Source organism: Marinobacter sp. VGCF2001, assembly GCF_049943275.1.
In the GTDB taxonomy this organism is placed as follows: Bacteria; Pseudomonadota; Gammaproteobacteria; order Pseudomonadales; family Oleiphilaceae; genus Marinobacter.
In genome coordinates this window covers 23903-46706 of the sequence record NZ_JBNFVX010000009.1, presented here as the reverse complement: position 1 = coordinate 46706, position 22804 = coordinate 23903, and the positions used below count along the sequence as shown (strand labels likewise).

General features: G+C 58.3%; 17 protein-coding genes. 9 read left to right on the top strand and 8 right to left on the bottom strand.

Annotated elements, in window-relative coordinates; all coding sequences use genetic code 11:
* Positions 1-192: 192 nt before the first annotated feature.
* From cpdA to ACP2AU_RS10385, 3 genes are all read left to right on the top strand, one after another.
* Positions 193-999 (top strand): 3',5'-cyclic-AMP phosphodiesterase, encoded by an 807-nt coding sequence (cpdA, locus tag ACP2AU_RS10395; RefSeq protein WP_426376073.1) that lies wholly within the window; start codon positions 193-195, stop codon positions 997-999.
* 128 nt (positions 1000-1127) lie between these two features.
* Entirely contained in the window at positions 1128-3188 is a 2061-nt protein-coding gene (locus ACP2AU_RS10390) for a T6SS phospholipase effector Tle1-like catalytic domain-containing protein (RefSeq protein WP_426376072.1), read from the top strand.
* Positions 3189-3200: 12 nt separating this feature from the next.
* The gene (locus ACP2AU_RS10385) at positions 3201-3806 is read left to right on the top strand and encodes a DUF2931 family protein (RefSeq protein WP_426376070.1); all 606 of its coding nucleotides are present in this window, start codon (positions 3201-3203) and stop codon (positions 3804-3806) included.
* 64 nt (positions 3807-3870) lie between these two features.
* On the opposite strand, the gene metE is transcribed toward ACP2AU_RS10385, so the two are convergent.
* On the bottom strand, positions 3871-6141 hold the full coding sequence (gene metE / locus ACP2AU_RS10380) for a 5-methyltetrahydropteroyltriglutamate--homocysteine S-methyltransferase (protein ID WP_426376069.1): 2271 nt from the start codon (positions 6139-6141) through the stop codon (positions 3871-3873).
* A gap of 111 nt (positions 6142-6252) precedes the next feature.
* Here metE and ACP2AU_RS10375 point away from each other — a divergent pair, with 111 nt between their 5' ends.
* Genes ACP2AU_RS10375 through ACP2AU_RS10365 form a run of 3 tightly spaced genes read left to right on the top strand, consistent with a single transcriptional unit; the run spans position 6253 to position 8785 of the window.
* Positions 6253-7143, top strand: coding sequence for a LysR family transcriptional regulator (locus tag ACP2AU_RS10375; protein WP_426376068.1), 891 nt, complete (start codon positions 6253-6255; stop codon positions 7141-7143).
* A 46-nt stretch (positions 7144-7189) separates the two neighbouring features.
* On the top strand, positions 7190-7582 hold the full coding sequence (gene gcvH / locus ACP2AU_RS10370; protein ID WP_426376067.1) for a glycine cleavage system protein GcvH: 393 nt from the start codon (positions 7190-7192) through the stop codon (positions 7580-7582).
* Between the two features lie 6 nt (positions 7583-7588).
* On the top strand, positions 7589-8785 hold the full coding sequence (locus ACP2AU_RS10365; protein ID WP_426376066.1) for a class I SAM-dependent rRNA methyltransferase: 1197 nt from the start codon (positions 7589-7591) through the stop codon (positions 8783-8785).
* Here the strand turns inward: ACP2AU_RS10365 and ACP2AU_RS10360 are convergent, their stop codons facing one another.
* Positions 8786-9442, bottom strand: coding sequence for an HAD family hydrolase (locus ACP2AU_RS10360; protein WP_426376065.1), 657 nt, complete (start codon positions 9440-9442; stop codon positions 8786-8788). It abuts the gene before it with no gap.
* A 183-nt stretch (positions 9443-9625) separates the two neighbouring features.
* Here ACP2AU_RS10360 and ACP2AU_RS10355 point away from each other — a divergent pair, with 183 nt between their 5' ends.
* The 3 genes from ACP2AU_RS10355 (at position 9626) to ACP2AU_RS10345 (ending at position 13809) form a co-directional block, all read left to right on the top strand.
* Positions 9626-10153 (top strand): RNA pyrophosphohydrolase, encoded by a 528-nt coding sequence (locus tag ACP2AU_RS10355; protein WP_426376064.1) that lies wholly within the window; start codon positions 9626-9628, stop codon positions 10151-10153.
* Positions 10154-10165: 12 nt separating this feature from the next.
* Complete coding sequence (gene ptsP / locus ACP2AU_RS10350; RefSeq protein ID WP_426376063.1) at positions 10166-12472, top strand: phosphoenolpyruvate--protein phosphotransferase; 2307 nt, start codon at positions 10166-10168, stop codon at positions 12470-12472.
* Positions 12473-12564: 92 nt separating this feature from the next.
* Positions 12565-13809, top strand: a complete 1245-nt coding sequence (locus tag ACP2AU_RS10345) for a patatin-like phospholipase family protein (protein ID WP_426376062.1) — start codon at positions 12565-12567, stop codon at positions 13807-13809.
* A 114-nt stretch (positions 13810-13923) separates the two neighbouring features.
* On the opposite strand, the gene hslU is transcribed toward ACP2AU_RS10345, so the two are convergent.
* From hslU to ACP2AU_RS10315, 6 genes are all read right to left on the bottom strand, one after another.
* Entirely contained in the window at positions 13924-15255 is a 1332-nt protein-coding gene (gene hslU / locus ACP2AU_RS10340) for an ATP-dependent protease ATPase subunit HslU (RefSeq protein ID WP_426376061.1), read from the bottom strand.
* Between the two features lie 14 nt (positions 15256-15269).
* Complete coding sequence (gene hslV, locus ACP2AU_RS10335; RefSeq protein ID WP_426376060.1) at positions 15270-15800, bottom strand: ATP-dependent protease subunit HslV; 531 nt, start codon at positions 15798-15800, stop codon at positions 15270-15272.
* Between the two features lie 78 nt (positions 15801-15878).
* On the bottom strand, positions 15879-16541 hold the full coding sequence (locus tag ACP2AU_RS10330) for an SPOR domain-containing protein (protein WP_426376059.1): 663 nt from the start codon (positions 16539-16541) through the stop codon (positions 15879-15881).
* A 7-nt stretch (positions 16542-16548) separates the two neighbouring features.
* The gene (argS, locus tag ACP2AU_RS10325) at positions 16549-18234 is read right to left on the bottom strand and encodes an arginine--tRNA ligase (RefSeq protein ID WP_426376058.1); all 1686 of its coding nucleotides are present in this window, start codon (positions 18232-18234) and stop codon (positions 16549-16551) included.
* 143 nt (positions 18235-18377) lie between these two features.
* The gene (locus tag ACP2AU_RS10320; RefSeq protein WP_426376057.1) at positions 18378-20255 is read right to left on the bottom strand and encodes an Ig-like domain-containing protein; all 1878 of its coding nucleotides are present in this window, start codon (positions 20253-20255) and stop codon (positions 18378-18380) included.
* A gap of 167 nt (positions 20256-20422) precedes the next feature.
* On the bottom strand, positions 20423-22594 hold the full coding sequence (locus tag ACP2AU_RS10315; protein ID WP_426376056.1) for a primosomal protein N': 2172 nt from the start codon (positions 22592-22594) through the stop codon (positions 20423-20425).
* Positions 22595-22804 lie beyond the last annotated feature (210 nt).

Here is a 22804-nt window from a genome sequence, read left to right as displayed (position 1 = left end):
CCATTCTCAATTTGGCGAAAGTCTGAGGGTTCGATTGCTTGACCTGTGTCAAAGTTGTCAAAAAGTGAAAAATATCGATAAAGGCTGGCCAGAGTGTGACCCAGGCTGCATTCTGGATTGAAGGATCTGAACTCCGCCATCGTACACTTGTCAGAATAAACAACCGCTTGCAGAGAATCGAACAGGCCCGGCATGACCGAAACCGCAACGGCTCGCCCACTCAAAGTGTTACAGCTTACCGATCCCCACCTCATGGCCTCTGCCAGCGGTGCGCTATTGGGCGTCAATACCCGAGACAGCCTCGCGGCCGTGATTGATGAGGTACTGCGCAGCCATGGCCAGCCTGACCTGATTCTGGCCACGGGTGACCTCACCCAGGATGCCTCACCGGAGGCTTATCGTTACTTTGGCGAGCAACTGAAGATATTCAATTGTCCCTCGCTCTGGATTGCCGGGAATCACGACGATTCGGATCTGGTTACCGCCATCGCCTCGGAATTCAATGCCGATCATAAACAATGGATTGAGGCCGGCTGGCACGTTGTCATGCTGGATTCCTCGGTGCATGGCAAAGTGTACGGCGAGCTCTCAGAGGATGAGTTGCGCTTTCTCGATCAGGCCCTCGCCGACCAGCCCGATCTTCCCGCCATGGTATGCCTGCATCATCATCCGGTTGATATCGGTTCGGCCTGGATGGAAAAGATCGGCCTGAAAAACCGCGAGGCCTTCTGGCAGGTTGTTGACCGGCATCCCCAGGTCCGGGTGGTGCTGTGGGGGCATATTCACCAGGAGCTTGAACAGCAGCGCGGCGGCGCTTCACTTCTGGCCACGCCTTCCACGTGCATCCAGTTTGCAACCGGCTCCGGAGACTTCGCGGTTGAGCCTCTGGCACCTGGCTATCGCTGGCTGGAACTGGATCCCTCCGGCAGTTTCAGAACCGAAGTGCGCCGGGCGGACAGGTTTGAATTTGATCTGGATGAGAATAGCTCCGGCTATTAATCCGGACTCATTGACGCTGAGCGTTTTCAGCTGGGGGGGCGAACTTACCAGCCAAAGCTTTGCTATTATCATAGCCCTGTGCACAGGACGTCACAGGAAGAGCAACACTCGTCAACGGATGACAGAACATGAAAATCGTGCATCCCCGGGATTTGCTGGCCGCAGATCTACCCGGGTTGGAATCGCCATTCTTTGCTGTAGAAAAAGCCCGCAACCTCATTCAGCGTGGTTCACTCCAGAGCCTTGCGCGCCTGCTCGGGCGGCCCGTATCCCATGGCCTGGGCGCCCGGGCATTCAGAGACCAGCGCAACACACTCATCGAGACCATCCTCCGCGAAATACAGAACGGACAACTGTTTCTGGTTCATGAAAGTATCGATGGCGAACCATCCTCTCCCGTTGTGCAATGGCAGGGCGACAGCGGGCACAAAGGCCGTTGGCAGATGACAGAGGCCGGTGGTAGTCCCGAGGTCATCGCCAGTGTCGAAGCCCTGAATCAACATGGTATTACCCTGCAAAAGCTGCGGGCTCAGAGCAGCACGGGTATCGGAAATCTGCCCGCCGGCGACTTTGCCATGGAGTACCGCCTGAAGCAGCGCGAAGAGGCTTTGCAACGGGAGCCCTTGGCCAGCAGTTCGGCCAGCTCACCTGCGCCGAAAATGGCGCCTGTTCTGGAAATGCCCGAGACAAGCGAATCGCCCTCCCGCAAACCAGCCCCGGAAATCCACCTCGAAATCGGCATCTTTACCGATGGCACCCTTAACAATGCTGAAAACTCCCGCGAAATGACGGAGCGCATCGCGACTGAGTGTGTTGAAGCCTTTGATCGGGGAGAAATGTCCAGGGAGGAGTGCGAGTACCGGTTGTCTATGACAATAGGAGGCAGTTATGGGAATGCGCCGAGTAATGTGGCTAAGCTTGCTACCTATTATGACGAATCTAAAAGTAAGTCTGGGAATCGGATAACCCACCGGCTTTGGGTCTATGCGCCGGGAATTGGTACTAAAACTGGCAAAGCTGATTCACTAGTTGGATCGATTTCAGGAATGGGTGAGACGGGTATAGTCAGCCAGGTTCGCGAGGCCTTTGCCGATGCTGCGAACCGAATTAGTGGGCTGGGGCTTACTGGACGGATCAGGGTTTTGAAGATTGATTTGTTCGGATTCAGTCGCGGAGCTGCATCCGCGCGGCATGCCGTATACGAAATAAATCAGGGGCAGGGTGGGGCGCTGGGTGAGGCATTTCGAAAAGAGGGTCTTGATTGGCCTCAAGACACAAAAGTTCGCTTTGTTGGGCTATTCGATACGGTTGCGGCTATCGTGAATCCGCTATTGCTGGATCTCGCGCCCGGCAATAACCGGAATGAACCCGTAAAGGTCGCCCTCGACCCAGCACATATTGATCGCGCTGTGCATATTGTTGCAGCCGATGAAATCCGGAAAAACTTCGCTCTGAATAGCCTGCGTAACGGTGATGGGAGTCTTGCTGAGTCGTTCCGCGAGATAGTGTTACCTGGTGTGCATTCCGATATCGGAGGAGGCTATCCAGACGTGCAGCGCGAGGATGTCCTCCTGACCCCATACCATTTGGTTCCAGTCAATCGGCATCGTTGGCCGGAACGGACTATACAGTGGGATAATCTGGAAGAGATCAAGTCGAAAGTTGCCTCAGAAGGCTGGGTTAGTGAGCGTGGTTTGTCAGGTCAATCATTCCAACGGTATGACACAGCGAGCACTGGGTTTCGCTCGGAGGCGGAGCCTTACTTGGGCATCTATAAAAAAGTTTCCTCCCATCCGACGCCTGACGGTCGAGTTGAGTTGGCATTGCGAATGGTTCGTCAGGTTCGGGGTGAATATTCCCGTGTCGCCTTAAAAGTAATGTACGAACTGGCCAAGGAAGCCGGTGTTCCATTCGGCGATATCAACGGTAGTGATAGTGCAAGATTACCAGAGGATTTGGAGCCAATTGCCGAAACCATTCTTGATCAGGTTACCTCCGGTTCTGATAAACCTTCGTTAGGCACAGATCAGCGTGCATTGATTCGTCAGCGATTTACTCACTACTCAGCGAACTATAACCCCTTTCGAACAATGACGAAGGGCCTCGTAGCGACTATCCGTCTCGGGCGACACTTCAGCCCAAATGCGCCGGCAGAGTCGGGAAAGCGAACCATCCATCCCAACAATTAAGAGGCATCCGTGATGTGTAGATTGCTAAGTATTGCATTAATGCTCGCACTAGCCTTTGCTATTGCCGGCTGCTCCACTTGGACGAAAGATGAGCCTCCTTTATACGTCGGTGTCTCAGCACCTGAGCAATACCAGGTGCGGGTCGTGCATATGCAATTGGAAAAACCTGGCGAGAGGAGCTGGTGGTTCCCTGTTGGTACAGTTTCTTGTTGCTGGATTGGGGAGTTCGGTCCTCGCCGCGTTGGAGGCGGGAAGATGAATCCCTTTCCCAGTCTGATCGCCCTTCATTGGTTTTCATTTGCAGAGCAAAAGTTTTATTTTTCGTTGATTCGTGTTCCGGAAGGTCTTCAAAACAAGATGCGCCAGCCAGCCAAACACTCATACGCGGATGGAACAACTGGCATGAAGCCCCGGAGTTCTCTGGTGTTGGGATTAGCCCCCGGTGGCCAGGTCGTCATGTGGATGATGAGCCAGCGAAGTAACGCGGTGGAGGTAATGCGTGTATCTGCCACTGAAGTCGAGGGTGACCCCGACGATTTTGCCAGCGCGACGGCAGCCTATCTGGAGGAGCATGGGGAGTACCTGCAACAGCATGGCCTGCAACTGAATACGTGGTAGGCAGGTGGTGAGGTCAGCGGGCGCACCCATTTGAGCACAGCCCGCTGCTTCACCTTTGCTCGTTTCAGGCGCGCAACTCCCGCGCCGCCGCCACCATAGTCTCCAGCGCGGGCGTCACTTCTTCCCACTTCCGGGTTTTCAGGCCGCAGTCGGGGTTGATCCAGAGCCGTTCCGCGGGGATACGTTCAGCGGCCAGGGTCATTAGGTTGATGATGTGGGCTTTGTCCGGAATGTTTGGCGAATGAATGTCGTACACGCCAGGGCCAATATCGTTCGGATACTCGAAGTTCCTGAAAGCATCCAGCAGCTCCATGTCGGACCTCGATGTCTCAATGGTAATCACATCGGCGTCCATGCGGGCGATGGCCTCGATGATGTCGTTGAATTCCGAATAGCACATATGGGTGTGGATCTGGGTGCTGTCGGCCACGCCATTGGCCGCGATGCGGAAGCTGTTGATCGCCCAGTCGAGGTAGTTTGCCCAGTCGGACTGGCGCAGCGGTAGCCCTTCTCGCAAGGCGGCTTCGTCAATCTGGATAATATTTACGCCGGCCTTCTCCAGATCCTGTACTTCCTCCCGAATGGCCAGTGCCAGTTGCAGGCAGGAATCCTTGCGGGGCTGATCGTCGCGCACGAACGACCAGTTCAGAATCGTGACCGGGCCCGTCAACATACCTTTGACCGGCTTGTCGGTGAGTGACTGGGCGTGGCGGGTCCATTCCACGGTCATCGCGTTGGGGCGGTGAATATCGCCGAACAGAATCGGAGGTTTTACGCAGCGGGAGCCGTAAGACTGCACCCAACCGAAACGGGTGAAGGTGTAACCGTCCAGCTGCTCGCCAAAGTACTCCACCATGTCGTTACGTTCAGGCTCGCCGTGCACCAGCACATCCAGGCCGAGCTGTTCCTGCTCTTTTATGCAGTGGGCGATCTCGGCCTGCATTTGTTCGGTGTAGGCTTTTGCCGACAACTCGCCTTTGCGGTATTTCAGCCGTGCCTGGCGGATTTCCCGGGTTTGTGGGAAGGAGCCGATGGTCGTTGTCGGGAACGCCGGTAGCTTCAGAGCCTGTCGCTGGGTTGCAATCCTGTCTGAATAACCACTCTGGCGACGACCCAGCTCCGGCGTAATGGCCGCGGCGGCCTTACGAACCTCCGGATTGGTTACCCTGTTCGAGTTTCGGCGGCTCTGGAGGGCTTGCTGATTGCCCGTCAGTTCGGTTCGGACGCTGTCGCGCCCCTCGTTCAGTGCCCGGGCCAGAATATGCACCTCATGCAGTTTCTGAACGGCAAAGGCCAGCCAGCTCCGGATGTCGATATCGAGTTCTGTTTCCCGCTGTAAATCCACCGGCACGTGCAGCAAAGAACAGGAAGGTGCGAGCCATAGCCGTTCTTCGAGCTTTTCATTCAGCGGCTCAAGCCGGTCCAGCAGGTCGAGCAAATCCGATTTCCAGATATTACGGCCGTTCACAACACCCAGAGAAAGCACCTTGTGGCTGGGCAGCCAGTCTGCCACCCGGCTGACTTCCGCCGGAGCACTGACGGCATCAATGTGAAGGCCCGCCACCGGTAACTCGCAGGCCAGTTGCAGGTTGTCCCGAAGCTCCCCGAAATAGGTGGCCAGCAGCAGCTTGGGGCGATTGGCTTTGAGTTGGTGATAGGCAAGGTTGAACGCGTAACGCCAGTTTGCATCCAGGTCTGTCACCAGGGCGGGCTCATCTATCTGCACCCAGTCTGCGCCGGCATCGGCGAGCGCTTCCAGCAATTGGGAGTAAACTGGCAACAGCCGCTCCAGCAAATCCAGCCGGTTGCTGCCATCCGATGTCTTGCCCAGCCAAAGGTAGGTAACCGGCCCGATCAACACGGGCTTGGCGTTAACGCCGTGTTCGCGAGCTTCGGCCAGCTGAGACAACAGTCGCTCGGAATTCAGCTCGAAACGGGTGTCTGCCGACAACTCAGGCACAATGTAATGATAATTGGTGTCGAACCACTTGGTCATTTCGCCGGCTGCCGTGGCGCAGCAGGGGCTATCACTGGCACCGCGGCCACGCGCTGCCCGGAAATAGGCGTCCAGCGCTGAACCGTCTTTATCGGTGGCCCGGGCGGGCAGGTTGCCAACCGTCACCGACATATCCAATACCTGGTCGTACAGGGAAAAATCGCCCACCGGGGCAAAGTCCAGCTCCGCCTGCTGCTGCCAGTGGCGCCGGCGAAGGTCTGCGGCCGTGATCTCCAGCTCGTCTGCGGTCAGGCGGCCGCCCCAGTAGTTCTCCAGTGCAAACTTCAGCTCCCGCTGGCTGCCAATGCGCGGAAAGCCCAGATTGTGAGTGATTGCCATGATCGAATCCTTGAAATGCTATGTGTGAAGTCAGGGCTCAGATTAGATCGATGCAGGTATGAATAAAAATGGTATTATTTCAATAAACCATGAGCAGAATTCACAGGCGTTATGATAGATCGACATCATCTCGAGATTCTCAGGGCGGTCGAGCGTCACGGTTCGTTAACCGCGGCCGCCGAACAATTGCACCTTACCCAGTCGGCGTTGTCCCATTCCGTGCGTAAGCTGGAACAGCAGCTGGGCACGCCGGTCTGGTTGCGTGAGGGGCGTCAGCTGCGCTTTACCCAGGCGGGCCAGCAGTTGCTGGCGCTGGCCTCCCGGTTGTTGCCGCAATTCGAGCACGCCGAGTTGCAGATCCGCCAGATTGCCCGCGGCCAGCGTGGCAGTCTGCGTGTGGGTATGGAATGCCACCCCTGCTACCAGTGGCTTTTGAAAGTGGTTGGCCCCTACCTGCAGCAATGGCCGGATGTGGATGTGGATGTGAAGCAGGAATTTCAGTTTGGCGGCATGGGGGCCTTGTTCGGTCACGACATCGACCTGCTGGTAACGCCGGACCCGCTGCACAAGCCCGGTGTGCATTTCGAGCCGGTATTCGATTATGAGCAGGTGTTGGTGGTTCCTGAAAACCACCGGCTGGCGGGGCAGGCCTGGGCAGAACCGCACCAGCTCGAAAAAGAAACTCTGATTACCTACCCGGTTGCGGTGGAGCGTCTGGATATTTTCACCCGGTTTTTCCTGCCCGCCCACACAGCCCCGGCCAGACACAAGACCATCGAAACCACGGATATCATGTTGCAGATGGTGGCTGCGGGGCGGGGGGTGAGTGCGCTACCGCGCTGGCTGGTGGATGAATATGCCCGGACGATGCCCATCCGTTCCCTGAAGCTGGGGAAGCAGGGGATGCCCAAACAGATTTTTCTCGGCTTCCGCGAGCGTGATGAAGCGGTGAATTACCTGAACGCGTTCGTGAAGCTGGCCCGCGGTATTCGCTGGAACTAAGCTCTTCGGTTAAACTGCGCGAAAAAATGGAACAGGACACACAAACATGAGCGAAATCCCTGCAGACCTGAAATACATAGAAACCCACCAGTGGGTGCGCGTAGACGCGGACGGCACGGCCACCGTGGGCATCACTGACTTCGCCCAGGCGCAATTGGGCGATGTGGTTTACATTGGCACGCCGGAACAGGGCGCAACCGTCAACGGCGGCGAGGAAGCCGGCGTTGCGGAGTCTGTGAAATCCGCGTCAGACGTATTCAGCCCGGTGACCGGTGAAGTTATCGAGATCAATGAAAAGCTCGAAGACGAGCCGGAAATTGTCAATGACGATCCATACGGCGATGGCTGGATGTTCAAAGTTAAATTGGCAGACGAAGGCGAGCTGAAAGGCTTGATGGACGCAACCGCCTACGCCGAGCACGTGGCCGCCGAGGAATAGTCATTTATGGATTTTCCCGTTCTCTACCTGCGCAAGGGCGCAGAGCGACGCCTTCGGGCAGGGCATTTGTGGGTCTACAGCAATGAGGTAGACACAGGGCGCAGTCCGTTGCCCGGGTTCGAGCCGGGAGCCCAGGTCCAGGTTCGGGCCTCGAACGACAAGCCACTGGGCATTGCCTTCGTCAATCCCCACGCCCTGATCTGCGCCCGGCTGGTCAGCCGGGATGCCAGCCACGGCATGACCCCGAAGCGACTGACCGATCGCATGGAGGCGGCATTAAGCCTCAGGGAACGGCTGTTTGATAAACCCTTTTACCGGTGGGTGTTTGGCGACAGTGACGGCTTGTCTGGCCTGGTGGTCGACCGGTTTGATGATGTGGTGGTGGTCCAGATTTCCACCGCCGGCATGGAGCAGATGAAAGACGCCATCGTTCGCGCAGTGCAAAGGCTGGCTCACCCCCGCACCATTGTGCTCAAAAACGACGGAAAGATGCGCAAGGTGGAAGGCCTGGGCTCCTACGTGGAATTCGCCCACGGGCCGGAATCAGAGACGGTGCTGGTGGAAGAGAACGGTGCCCGCTTTGAAGTGCCGCTGGCCGGCGGCCAGAAAACCGGATGGTTCTACGATCATCGAATGAACCGCCAGCGCCTGCAGGCTTATGCCCCGGGCAAGAAAGTGCTGGATGTGTTCAGTTACGTGGGCGGATGGGGCATTCAGGCAGCCTGCGCCGGCGCGGCCCAGGTCACCTGCGTGGATGCATCGTCATCTGCGGTGGATGCCGTCCACCGCAATGCCGCGCTGAACGGCCTGGATAATGTCGATACCCTTGAAGGCGATGCCTTTGACGCCCTGAAAGCGCTGGCCGACGAGAAAGAAAAATTCGATATCGTGGTGCTCGACCCGCCAGCCCTGATTCCCCGCCGCCGGGATCAGAAGGCCGGTGAGCAGGCCTACGCCCGCCTGAACCAGCTTGGGCTGCGCCTGCTTGAGCGCGACGGGCTGCTGGTTTCGGCCTCCTGTTCCATGCACTTGTCCCAGGAAAAGCTGATCGACATCATTCGCGGCAGCGGCCGCAAGATCGACCGGTTTGTGCAGTTGCTGGAGCAGGGCCATCAGGCGCCGGACCACCCGATTGTGCCCGGCATTCCCGAGACCGATTACATTAAATCCTGCTTTGTCCGGTCGCTGACGGGCTTTCTGTAATCAGTCCCGCAGCGACATAACGGCCCAGCCGTTCTCTATCGCCCGCTGCTCCAGGGTTGGGTCCGGGTCAACCGCCACCGGGTTGTCCACCTTGCGCAGCAGCGGCAAATCGTTGTGGGAATCGCTGTAGAACCAGGCGCCATCCAGGGTTTCGCCGTGCGCTGCCAGCCAGTCGTTCAGCCGCTTCACCTTGCCTTCCTGGAAGCTGGGTGTGCCGGCTACCTCACCGGTAAACTTGCCGTTAACCAGTTCCGGCTCGGTGGCAATCAGGTGCTCCACACCCAGTAATTCCGCGATGGGCTCGGTAATAAAACGGTTGGTGGCGGTAATAATCATCAGGGTATGGCCTTGCTCCCGATGGTCGGCAAGCAGTTTGATGGCCTTGTCCTGCATCATCGGTTGCACTCTTTTGGCCATGAACGCCTGTCGCCAGGCCTCCAGTTCGTCCATGTTGTGGCGGGTGAGCGGCGCCAGAACAAAGCGCTGGTAGTGGAAAACGTCCAACTCGCCGTTCAGGTATTCCTCATAGAAGCGGTCGTTGGCCCGCTTGTACTCGTCGGCGTCCACCATGCCTTCTTCCACCAGGAACTCGCCCCAGGCGTGGTCGCTGTCGCCGGCCAGCAGCGTGTTGTCCAAATCAAAAATTGCGAGCGTCAAGCCTTTCTCCTTCCATCTGTTCAGGCCGTTTGGCAAAGCCGCCAGTCTACCACGGTACGCCGGCAACGCGTCGCCAACACGGCGGTTTGCCCAAGCCTTGGGTTTCTGTAAGAATGAGAGCAACTTGGACAATTCTCGCCGGTTAAAATATAACCGGCGACCGACTACTGTGAGGACTGTGCCGTGATTGACTCAGACGGTTTCAGACCCAACGTCGGAATCATTCTGGCCAACCACAGAGGAGAGGTTCTCTGGGCAAGGCGAATAGGGCAGAACTCCTGGCAGTTTCCTCAGGGGGGGATCAAGCACCATGAAACCCCCGAGGATGCGCTTTACCGGGAGCTTGGAGAGGAAATCGGCCTGGGCGCCGGTGATGTAGACATCATCAGTTGCACCCGGGGCTGGCTGCGTTACCGGCTTCCGAGGAGGATGGTACGCCATAACTCGCACCCCGTCTGCGTGGGGCAAAAACAGAAATGGTTCCTGCTGAGGATGTTATCGCCAGACGCGCACGTACGCGTGGATGGCACGGATTCACCGGAATTCGATGGTTGGCAGTGGGTAAGCTACTGGTACCCGTTGGGGCAGGTGGTTTCATTCAAGAGAGAAGTATACAGGCGCGCGTTGAGGGAACTGGCCCCGAGACTGTTTCATAACATGGAGCAGCAGAGAGCCGAGATGTCCCGACGCTCGAAGGAATATCAGAAATGACGGACTGATTCCATGCTCAGCATCCTGCGAAGTATAGTACAAGAGGTAAACGGCGCCCGCGATCTGCAGGAGGCGCTGGGCATCATTGTATCGCGGGTGCAAAATGCCATGAACACGGAGGTCTGCTCCGTTTACCTGTTGGACCCCGCATCCAACCGCTACATCCTCATGGCCACCGAAGGCCTGTACAAAGATTCGGTGGGTCAGGTCAGCCTGGCCTATTCCGAAGGCCTCGTCGGCCTGGTGGGATCCCGGGAGGAGCCCATCAATCTTGAGGATGCCCCCTCTCATCCCCGCTATCGCTATTTTCCGGAGACCGGTGAAGAGCGGTTCCGCTCCTTCCTGGGTGTGCCGATTATCCACCATCGCCGGGTTCTGGGCGTGCTCGTGGTGCAGCAGCGAGAGAGCTCCCGCTGCTTCGACGAGGGTGAAGAAGCCTTTCTGGTCACCGTGTCGGCGCAACTCGCCGGGGTTATTGCTCACAGCGAGGCAACCGGCGTTATCAGTGGCTTGTCGCTGACTGGCGAAGAAACGCGCGACATCAGTTTCAGCGGTGTGCCCGGTGCCCCCGGTGTGGCCATTGGCACCGGAGTCGCGGTTTTTCCGGCGGCCGATCTCGATCTGGTGCCGGAAAAACCCACCGACGATGTCGACCAGGAGCTTGCCCTGTTCGATTCGGCGGTATCCGCTGTCCGCCAGGATATAGAGCGGGTGGCCAATCGCCTGGCCTCACAGCTCCGGCCCGAAGAGCAGGCGCTGTTCGATGTGTACCTGCGGATGCTCGGTGACGAGGCCCTGCCGGGCGAGGTCGCCAACCGGATACGCGAAGGCATTTGTGCCCAGGGGGCTCTCAAGCAGGTGGTTCAGCAGTATGTCCGTCATTTTGAAATGATGGATGATCTCTACCTGCAGGAACGGGCCGTCGATATTCGCGATCTGGGGCGGCGGCTGCTCTCGCACCTGCAGGAAGGTGAGCAAAAGCATCTGGAATACCCCGAGCGGACGGTCCTGGTCAGTGAAGAGCTGACGCCGGCCATGCTTGGTGAAGTGCCCAAAGGGCAGCTGGTCGGCCTGGTGTCTGTTAAAGGCTCCAGCAACTCCCACGTGGCCATTCTGGCGCGAGCCATGGGTGTGCCCACGGTGATGGGGCTGATCGATATCCCGGTTAATCAGCTGGACGGCCGCGAGCTGATCGTTGACGGCTTTGAGGGGCAGATTTTTGCCTCGCCATCGTCGGATTTGCGAGCCTTCTTTCAGGCCATTTGCGACGAAGAAAACGAGCTGATTCGCGGTATGGAAGTCCTGCGGGACAAGCCCTGCGAGACCACCGATGGCCACCGCGTGTCGCTGCTGGTGAACACCGGTCTGATGACCGATGTTGTGCGCTCGCTGTCCCATGGGGCCGAGGGTATCGGGCTGTACCGCACCGAAGTGCCATTCATGATCAAAGACCGCTTCCCCTCCGAACAAGAGCAGCGGGAATATTACCGGGAACAGCTCGAGGCCTTTGCCCCGAATCCGGTGACCATGAGAACGCTGGATATCGGCGGTGATAAAGCCCTGACTTATTTTCCCATTCAGGAAGAAAACCCCTTTCTGGGCTGGCGCGGCATCCGGGTGACGCTGGATCATCCCGAGATTTTTCTGGTTCAGGTCCGGGCCATGCTCAAGGCCAGTGAGGGGCTGAATAATCTGCAAATCATGTTGCCCATGATCAGCAACATCTCGGAAGTCGAGGAATCCCTGCACCTGATTTATCGGGTGTACCACGAAGTCCGGGAAGAAGGTTACGACATTCATATGCCCAAAGTGGGCGTTATGGTGGAAATTCCGGCGGCGGTCTACCAGATTCGCGAACTGGCGGAACGCGTGGACTTTCTGTCGGTGGGGTCGAACGATCTTACCCAATACCTGCTGGCGGTGGATCGCAACAACCCGCGGGTTGCGCAGCTTTACCATTCCTACCATCCCGCCGTGCTGCAAGCGCTGGTGCGAGTGGCCCAGGATGCGCACTCCGTGGGGAAACCGGTGGGCATCTGCGGTGAGTTGGCCGGCGACCCGGGGGGCGCGCTGTTGCTGATGGCCATGGGTTACGACTCGCTCTCGATGAACGCGGCGAGCCTGCCGAAAGTAAAATCGGTGATCCGCAGTGTCGATCGGGAGTGGGCCATTCAGCTGTTGGAAGATGTGTTGCTGCTGGATTCGCCCCACGTAATCAAAAGCTGCGTAGACCTGGCCCTGCGTAATGCCGGGTTCGGCCGGTATTTGCGCCCGGGGCGCACCTCGACGGCGGCACTGGCGGAGCAGGCCGTTTCCTGAGCGTAGCGGGGTTATAGTGTGCTTACTCTAAAATCCGTTGCTACAGTGCAGGACAACTGAAATCCTGCAGCGGTATCCGATAAGGACAGTGAATGAAAACAGCGACCGAGCTCAAACCAGCACCAAGAATCGGCCTAGCCCTGGGTGGCGGTGGTCCTCTGGGCGGTATTTATGAGATCGGCGCCCTGCGGGCCCTGGATGAAGCCCTGGACGGGCTGGATTTCAACAACATCAACGTGTACGTGGGGGTTAACGCCGGTTCGTTTGTGGCCGCTAACCTCGCCAACCAGATGACCACGGCCCAGCTCTGCCGGATTTTCGTGCGTAACGAGGCCGAGGTACACCCGTTCCATCCGGAAGTGTTCTACCGGCCCGCTGTACGGGAAATCGGCCGCCGTCTCCTGGCGGTGCCAGGGCTGCTGTCCACGGCTGTCAGCCGGTTTGTGAACAACCCTTACGATCAAAGCCTGCTGGAAGCCATGACCATCCTGGCGCAGGCAGCGCCGGCGGGCCTGTTCGACAACGAAGGCCTGCACGATTACCTTCGGCGCGCCTTCACCATGCTGGGCCGTACCAACGACTTTCGCCAGCTCAGGCGCAGCCTGTATATCGTCGCGGCGGATGTTGAAAGCACCGAGGCGGTGTGTTTCGGCGCCCCGGGCTACGATCATGTGCCCATCTCCCGGGCCGTGCAGGCCAGTATGTCCTCGCCCGGGTTGTATGTACCGGTCGAGATCGACGGCCGCTACTACGTGGACGGCACCCTGAGAAAAGGCCTTCATGCCTCCGTTGCCTTCGAAGACGGCGCAGACCTGGTGCTGGCGGTTAATCCCCAGGTGCCCATCGACGCCAGTGCGGCCGTGCGCGCGGGCTCCATGAAGCCCGGAGAGTTGAGCCACGCCGGAATGCCCAATCTGTTGTCCCAGATGTTCCGCACCATGGTCTATTCCCGTATGCAATCGGGCATTGGCCAGTACGCCCGGGATTATCCGGACAAAGACATACTGCTGTTCGAACCCACCCGGGACGACGCCAAGCTGTTCTTCTCCAACGTGTTCAGCTTCCAGAGCCGGCGCATGGTGTGTGAACACGCCTACCAGATGACCCGCCGCGATCTGCTCAACCGGGCCGACGAACTGGAACCCCGGTTGCGCAAATACGGCATCACGCTGCGCCGGGACCGCCTGGAAGACGAACAGCGAACCATCAGCACCAGCCTGTACGGGGAAATGCTGCCGCTGTACGTGGCCAAGGGGCGGAAACAGAAACGCACGGAAAAGAGCCGCATTGCCTCCGGCCTGGACACTGTCACCCATCTGTTTTCAAAGGCCGAATAAGCCCGGCGAGTGGCGAGAGGTCGGTGAGGAGTGAAGAGTGAAGAGCGGGGCGCAAAAAAGCCGGAGGTGCCTGTAGCGCCTCCGGCTTTTTTGATGGTGGCGGTTGCCGGTTAATCAGAGAATGTAACGGCTCAGATCCTCGTCTTCCGACAGTTCGCCCAGTTTCTCGTCAACGTAGGCGGCGGTTACCTCAAAGCTGTCGGTAACGCTGTCGCCGGCGTCGTAAGAGAGGCTTTCAAGCAAGCGCTCCAGAACCGTATGCAGCCGGCGTGCACCGATATTCTCTGTGGTCTCGTTGACCTTCCAGGCCACTTGGGCGATGCGGTCGATGGCGTCCTCGCTGAAGTTCAGCGTTACGCCCTCGGTGTTCATCAGCGCTTCGTACTGCTGCACCAGCGAGGCATCCGGCTCGGTCAGAATCCGCTTGAAGTCGTTCGGGCTCAGGGCCTGAAGTTCAACCCTGATCGGCAGGCGACCCTGCAGTTCCGGAATCAGGTCCGACGGCTTCGACAGGTGGAAGGCCCCGGAGGCAATGAACAGAATGTGGTCCGTACGGATAGAGCCGTATTTCGTGCTCACGGTGCTGCCTTCAATCAGAGGCAGCAGATCGCGCTGAACGCCCTCGCGGGAGACATCCGAGGAGGTGTTCTCCGAGCGCTTGGCCACTTTGTCGATCTCGTCAATGAAAACAATGCCGTTTTGCTCCACCGCCCGAATGGCCTTCTGCTTGATTTCCTCTTCATTCACCAGCTTGGCGGCTTCCTCGTCCTTCACCTGTTTCAGGGCGTCGGCGACTTTCATCTTGCGAGTCTTGCGCTTGTCTGAAGACAGGTTGGAGAACATATTCTGCAGCTGAGACGTCATCTCCTCCATGCCCGGAGGCGCCATAATCTCTACGCCGGCACCACTGCTGCGCAGGTCAATCTCGATTTCCTTGTCGTTCAGCTCGCCTTCCCGCAGTTTTTTGCGGAACAGCTGGCGTGTGGAAGAGTCGGTATCGGTGCGCTGGCTGTCTTCGTTGAAATCCCGCGGCGGTGGCAGCAGGGCGTCCAGAATGCGCTCTTCGGCGGCATCCAGGGCGCTGTGTTCATGCTGCTTCATTTCGCTTTCACGCAGCATTTTCACAGCCATATCCGCCAGATCACGGATGATGGATTCCACATCCCGGCCAACGTAACCCACCTCGGTAAACTTGGTGGCTTCAATCTTCAGGAACGGGGCATCGGCCAGTTTCGCCAGCCGGCGGGCGATTTCGGTTTTACCCACCCCGGTGGGGCCGATCATCAGGATATTCTTGGGGGTAATCTCATCCCGCAGGCTGCTGTCTAGCTGCATACGGCGCCAGCGGTTGCGCAGAGCGATGGCGACGGCGCGTTTGGCTTCTTCCTGGCCCACGATGTGTTTGTTCAGTTCGTGGACAATCTCTCGGGGAGTCATTGCAGACATGGTCGCTCCGGTCGTCAGTCTTTAACAGGTAGCACTTCCAGAGTGCGGTTCTGATTCGTGTAAATGCAGATGTCGCCGGCAATCTCGAGGGCTTTTTCGGCGATGTCGTGGGCGCTCAGGTCGGTGTTTTCCAGCAGGGCGCGGGCGGCGGCCTGGGCAAAAGGCCCACCGGAGCCAATGGCAATCAGGCCCTGTTCCGGCTCGATCACATCGCCGTTACCGGTGATGATCAGAGACGCGGTTTTATCGGCAACGGCCAGCAACGCCTCCAGTTTTCGCAGGGCGCGGTCGGTACGCCAGTCTTTGGCCAGTTCCACGGCGGCCCGGGTAAGATTGCCGTGGTGCTTCTCAAGCTGGGCCTCAAATCGCTCGAACAGCGTAAACGCATCGGCGGTGCCGCCGGCAAACCCGGCAATCACCTGGCCGTTGTAAAGCCGGCGTACCTTGCGGGCGTTGCCTTTCATCACGGTATTGCCCAGGGAAACCTGGCCGTCGCCACCCAGGGCGACTTCATTTTCCCGGCGTACGGAAACTATCGTGGTCATTGGGGCTCCAGTTGCCTGTATGAATTTGTATTTTGGCTTTATGGAGGCGCGGGGCGGGATTTCAAGAGCGAGGGGCGGTTACCCCTCTTTGGGAATCTTGCGGACCAGAGGCTGGATGTTGATCGACACCAGCTTGTCGACCGCCGAGTTCATCTGGCTGCGTGATGTGAACGGGCCAACATTCACCCGGTACCAGACACTGCCGCTGTCCAGGTCAATGCGCTGAACGTGCGCTCTCAGGCCCTGGAATGCAATCTGCGCCCGCTGGCGCTCGGCGTCCTGCTGGTTCCGGAAGGAGCCGGACTGCACCACGTAATCGAATTCTTTGGCGGCGGGCCCCGGCGTGTACTCGTCTACCTGCGGCGGTACCACTTCCGATTCCGGCAGCATCTCATAGAACCGGAACTTTTGTTCTCTCGATTCCGGCTTTTGTTTGGCTGTGTTGGCGGGCGTTTTTTCGGTCTGCACCGGAGGCTGTTGCTGCACGGGCGCTTGCCCGGCGGTGTCCGGGCTGCCCGGCAGGGTGTTCAGGTAGACAATAAAGCCAATGAAGCCGCCAACAGCGGCCAGCGACAGAAGGGTTTTCATAGACAACGCGCCATGCTCCGAGTGCGCAGCGGCACTCTTTCCGGGTTTGGGAGACTTCGAGGGTGTCGGGGATTTCCGGGGCCTGGCTGCCGGTTTACTGGCAGCGGCCCCTTTCCCTGACGGGCGATCCTTCCGGGCGTAATCTCTGGCCATGGCCTGATTACATCTCCTCTGGGGCGCTGACGCCCAGCAAATCCAGGCCGTTGGCAATCACCTGGCGCACCGCCAGGTACAGGCTTACCCGGGCATCCCGCAGGGCGGTATCGTCAATCAATACCTTGTGGGCGTTGTAGTAGGTGTGGAACTGGCCGGCCAGCTCACGCAGGTAATGGGTGAGGTGGTGCGGCTCGCGCTGGGCGGCGGAGTTGGCAATCAATTCCGGATATTTGGCCAGCTGGTTCGCCAGTTCTTTCTCTTCGTCCAGCGTCAGCAGGCTCAGATCGCCCACGCACTCGTTCAGGCCACGCTGTACGCCCTCGGCGGCCAGTTTGCGCAACACGCTGCAAATCCGGGCATGGGCATACTGGATGTAATACACCGGGTTCTCGTTGGTCTGGGAGCGCGCCAGATCAATGTCGAAGGTCAGCTGGGAATCCACGCGCCGCGCTGCCAGGAAGAACCGCGTGGCATCGCGGCCCACTTCGTCGATCAGGTCCCGTACGGTCACGTAGCTGCCGGCGCGCTTGGAGATTTTTACCTCCTGGCCGGAGCGGGTCACCATCACCATCTGATGCAGCACGTAATCCGGCCAGCCCCGGGGAATATCGGCTTGCAGGGCCTGCAGGCCGGCACGCACCCGGGTAACCGTGGAATGGTGATCGGCACCTTGCTCGTTAATCACGGTGGTGAAACCGCGCTGCCACTTGTCCAGGTGGTAAGCCACATCCGGCAGGAAGTAGGTGTAACCGCCGTCTTTTTTGCGCATCACGCGGTCTTTGTCGTCGCCGAACTCGGTGGTTTTCAGCCACATGGCGCCGTCGTGTTCGTAGGTGTAGCCGTTGGCTTTCAGGCGCTCTACCGTAGCTTCCACCTTGCCGTCCTGGTACAGGGAGGATTCCAGGAAGTACACATCAAACTGAACGCCAAAGGCTTTCAGGTCCAGATCCTGCTCGCGGCGCAGGTAGGCCACGGCGAATTCGCGGATGGCCTCGCGGTCTTCCGGGTCTGCCTTGGCGGTGACTTCCCGGTCATCGGCAATCACGGTTTCACCGGCCAGGTAGGCGTTGGCGACATCGACAATGTAATCGCCCCGATAGCCGTCTTCCGGCCAGCTGTCGTCTTCCGGTGTCAGGCCCTTAACCCGGGACTGAACCGACAGCGCCAGATTGTTGATCTGGGCACCGGCGTCGTTGTAGTAAAACTCACGGGTAACATCGTAACCGTTAGCTTCCAGCAGGCGGCACAGGCAGTCGCCAATGGCCGCGCCCCGGCCGTGGCCTACGTGCAGCGGGCCGGTGGGGTTGGCCGAAACAAACTCCACCTGAACTTTTTCACCCTGGCCGGCGTTGTTGCGGCCGAACTGCGCGGCTTCATCCAGAATGGTATTCACAATGCTGAAGGCGCTGGCCGTGCTCATGAAAAAGTTGATAAAGCCGGGCCCGGCAATCTCCACCTTTTCCACCGCAGAACTCGCCGGCAACGCAGCCACCAGCGCTTCCGCCAGCTTGCGCGGCGGGCAACCGGCGGCTTTCGAGGCCACCAGGGCAATGTTGCAGGCGTAATCCCCGTGGGACTTGTCTTTGGTGTTGCCCACCTGAGGCGTGAAGTTCTGGTCTGCCGGCAGTGTGCCGTCAGACTGCAGGGCCGCCAGTGCGGACTGGAGAAGCTCGGATACGGTCTCTTTCATGCTGTCGAATGACTCGGTTTGCAGAAGAATGGGTGTCAGGGCAGGGCGCCCGTTGAAAATAGAAGGGGCGTATTATCGCGGAAAGTTGGTGTGTAAGCAAAAAGCCCGGCGCTGGGGCCGGGCTTTTTGTCTAAGTGTGAAACTTAGTTACAAACTTGAGTGTTGTAAGGGCTGGGTGAGCCTGGTGGAGATACACTTTCGTCAGCCAGGTCTTCCGCCAAGCATGGGAGAGTGAATTCACGAGAATTAGAGCTTGAGAAGCCCTCAACGTTAGATGTTGCTGTTAGTCGAACTCTTACCCAGGTGCACTGGTCTTTTGTGTATCTAATGTTGAATTCAACAGAACCACTGTCGTCCGTCACAACCGCAGTGGGAGCTGAAGCGGGGTTCGAAATTTCAGTGCCGTTTACTTCATCTGCATAGTTGGTTTGGCAGGTCTCTGTGGTTGAAGCAACCCACTTGTCGTCAACGTACGTGTACGATCCTTTACTGAACTCGAGCGGAAGCACGCTAAGTTGGACAGATTGGTTGGTGCTTGGGTTGCCGTTCGCATCACTAACCAGCACACTCCATGGCATATCGTAGATTGTTTCGGTTGGCGCAGCGATCGTATTGCCGGTGCCCAAAAGAAGTGTCAAAGCGCGTCCGGCAACGGTCAACGAAATAGATTCAGATGCTGTCGTGGCGTCGCTGCGCGTAATTGTTGCTGTTACCAATACGCCATCTTTTTCGCTAATACTGCTTGTAGACCTATAAGTCGTAATGGCCCTGCCTTGGCTATCCGTTGTTACTGTTCCCGGGGAAACCTGACCGCCAGTGGCATCGGTTACGTTGAATGCGACCGTGGCATTTTTTACCAAATTTCCATTGATATCCCTGACGGTCGTGATGATGCTTGTCTCATCGTTGGTGGATATTTGGGTTTTGGTTGCTCGTACATTGAGGCTGTGCGGCTTGGATGAGACAAATTCAAAGGACTGGCTCGCTCTGATTTCACTGCCTTCAGAACTTTCAGCAGTTGCGGTGACCTCAGCGATGCCAACATCAGTGGAGCTGACTCCTACCGTTGCAACGCCTTGAGCATTTGTCGTGGCCGACGGAGAGGAGAGGGAGCCCCGAGTGGTAGAAAACTTAATTTCTTTGCCAACCACGGCGGAGCCATTTTGCGTCCAGGTAATTGAAATCTGCTTCGGAGTTGAGCCAATTTCAACTTCCTTTGTGCCTAGATCACCGAAGATAAAGCTATCAGCGGATACGTTTATTTGAAGCTCTGATGAGACCCGTGACTCTCCCTCAAAGGCTGCAACCGATAAGCTGTCAACGCCACCATTGTTTGCGGTCAGAGAGAATTGCACACGTCCCGATGAATCTGTGCTCAATGACCCTGCGGACACGGTGTTGTTTTGGCTAGAGATTTGTACCAACGCACCATCAATGCCTTGCCCTGAGGAGTCCAGCAGGCGAGCTTCGTAGCTCTCAGACGCCCCATTGCTTATAGCCGATGGCCCCGTCAGGTTTAAAACCGTTCCAGATACATCAACATTTACCGAGTTTGATACCGCGCCCACTGAGGCGGTTACTGATATCGTGCGGTTACGCTCGTCTCCAGGAGTCGACAATTCAGCGCTAGCCTGGCCTGAAGCCGATGTTGTTGGCTCCGTGACGATTAGAGATCCGTTATTTGATGCTTGGAATGAAACGTTAACATCTGGCGATAGCACACCATCAGAATCACGCACCAAGGCAGTGATATTGGCTTTATCTTGCCCTGCCGAGCCGATGCTTGGGGTGCTGGTGATTAGTTGGATTGACCCAATTTCTACACCCGGTGTGGGCGAGGTGCCGGTGTCTCCGCCGCCGTTGCCACCATTACCGCCGCCAGCCAAGGGTGTAGAGCTATCGTCACCCCCACAGGCCGCTAAAACAAAAGCCAGCGACAACGCTGACGCACGCGCAAGGAATTTCCCTGACATTTTTTCTCTCCAGTTTTCGTTTACAGCAAAAGCCTTTTCGCTGCGCATTCCCAGCACGAGAACCGCAACCTCAGGTTTTTATCCAGGTTTGTTGGTTAGATTGCTGAAAATCATAGCACAGTCAACAAAAACGAAATGCCTATGGATAGTGAAATCTGAAAAACTTTGTAACGAATTGCAGAACATGGGCTGTGTCACGTTCTGTGTGGGCTGTCTCAGCCGGTTTCCTGGGGGTCGACATCCACAATCCACTTGGTGCTGGCGGGCAGTTTGTTCTGGTCGAGGTATTGGCAAACGTGCGCGAGAATCCGGTTCAGTTGCCGCCGGCTGTCGCTGCACAGAATCAGTTGCGCCCGGTGCCGGTTTGCCTTACGGGCAATCATGGCAGGCAGTGGGCCCCAGGTTTCGGAGCCTTTGCTGGCGGTCATGGGCTTGATGGTGTCCAGTAACTGAAGGCTGGCCTGCATGGTGTCGGCTTCAGCACGAAGAATGGCCATGGCGCGGAAGGGCGGAAGCTCACCGGTCTGGCGTTCGGCCAGCAGCTGGTCGGCGAGCAGAGGGTAGTTGCCCTGGCAGAGCGCTTTGAGCAGCGGGTGGTCGCTGTGACAGGTCTGGATCAGTACTTTCCCGGGTTTGTCGCCCCGGCCCGCGCGGCCGCTGACCTGCAGTAAGGTTTGCACCATTTGCTCCGGCGCCCGGAAATCGACGCTGAACAGTCCGCCGTCGGCGTTGACCACTGCAGCCAGGGTGACGTTGGGGAAGTCGTGGCCCTTGGCCAGCATTTGCGTGCCTACAAGAATACAGGGTTCTCCGCTGTTCACTTTCGCCAGCAGGGCCTGGATGCTGCCCTTGCGCTGGGTGCTGTCCCGGTCTACCCGGACAATCGGTGTGTCGGGGAACTGATCTGCCAGGGTGTCTTCGGTGCGTTCGGTGCCCTGGCCCACGGGTTTGAAATTGTCGCTGCGGCATTTCGGGCAGGTGGGGCTGGCGGCCATCTGGAAGTCGCAGTGGTGGCAGCGCATGGCCCGGTCCCGGCGGTGGTAGGTCAGGCGGGTGTCGCAGCGCGGGCATTCTTCCATGTGGCCACAGTCAAAGCACATCATCACCGGAGCAAAGCCCCGGCGGTTTACAAATACCAGGGCCTGCTCGCCCCGTGCCAGTGCGTCGCGGATGGCGTTGAGTGTGGGGCGGGCAAGCCCGGCTTCCAGTGGCCGGCTGCGAATGTCGAGCAGCGCGAGCTCCGGGGGGCTGGCATTGCCGGCCCGTTGTTCCAGGCGGATCAGGTGGTACTTGCCCTGTTGGGCGTTATACCAGGATTCCAGCGACGGCGTTGCCGAGCCCAGGATGACCGGGCACTGGTTAAGGTGCGCCCGGTACACCGCCACATCGCGGCCGGAATAGCGGAAGCCCTCGCCCTGCTTATAAGAGCTGTCGTGCTCCTCGTCTACAATAATCGATCGCAAGTGGGTGAAGGGCAGTAGTACCGCTGAACGGGTGCCAATCAGGATAACCGGGTCGCCGTTGCGGATTCTCAGCCAGGTGGCCAGGCGCTCGCCATCGTTCAGGGCCGAATGCCAGGCGACAATCCGGCTGCCAAAGTACTTGCGGAAGCGGGCCAGGGTCTGGGGGGTCAGGTTGATTTCCGGTACCAGTACCAGGGCTTGCTGGTCTGGCTGCAGCTGTTGTTTCAGGTAATGCAGGTACAGTTCGGTTTTGCCGCTGCCGGTAATGCCGTAAAGCAGCGTGGCGCTGAAGCGGTTGGTGTCTGTGGGAAGGTCTTCAGCAGCCGTTTGCTGGGCACCTGAAAGCGTGGGGCCGGGGGCTGCCTGCCCCGTGTCGCCGGGGCTTTGGGGGTTGCCTTCAGTACGGCAGATCAATTCCTTGTCGGCCAGCCCTTTGATCTGCGGGCGGTTAAAGCCGGCTTTCACCAGTTCGCCGCTGGTGATTCCGGGGGCGCTCTGAATGGCGGCCAGCAGCGCTTTCTGGCGATGGGCGTTGGCGGGCAGGGCGGCGCCGGTGCTGGCGGCCCGCCAGTGCTCGTCCTGCTTTTGCTCTGAAGGGCGGCCACGGCGCAGTGCAGGTGGCAGGGCGGTGAACAGGCACTCGCCCAGCGGGTGCTGATAGTAGTCACTGGCCCAGCTGAGCAGGCGGAATGTGGTTTCGGGCAGGGCAGGCCAGGGTTCAAGGGCCGCGGTTATCGGTTTCAGGGTGATGCCGTCCGGCGGGTTCACGCCGGTTTCCACCACCAGGCCGGTCAGAACCTGGCGGCCAAACGGAACCTTTACCCGCTGCCCGGGATAGACGCTCAGGTGGTCCGGAATGCGGTAGTCAAAGAGCCGGCGGAGCGGGCGATTCAGAGCGATGCGGGCGGTCGGGGGCCGTGTCACGGTAACTGCGTATCCTGAAAGCGGGCGAAAGTAGGCCGGTTGCAAGGTGTCCGGTGTATTCCGGAAGGCCAAGAGGCTTGCCTGTGGCCGGGTTTGTCAGTAAGATTCGCGGTCTGTTTCTGGCCGGGCTTGATTGTGCACGGTCTTTTCAATTGATTCAAACATGCGGTGCCTGGCAAAACGTTGCTGATCAGGTAGCGGCATGACCGA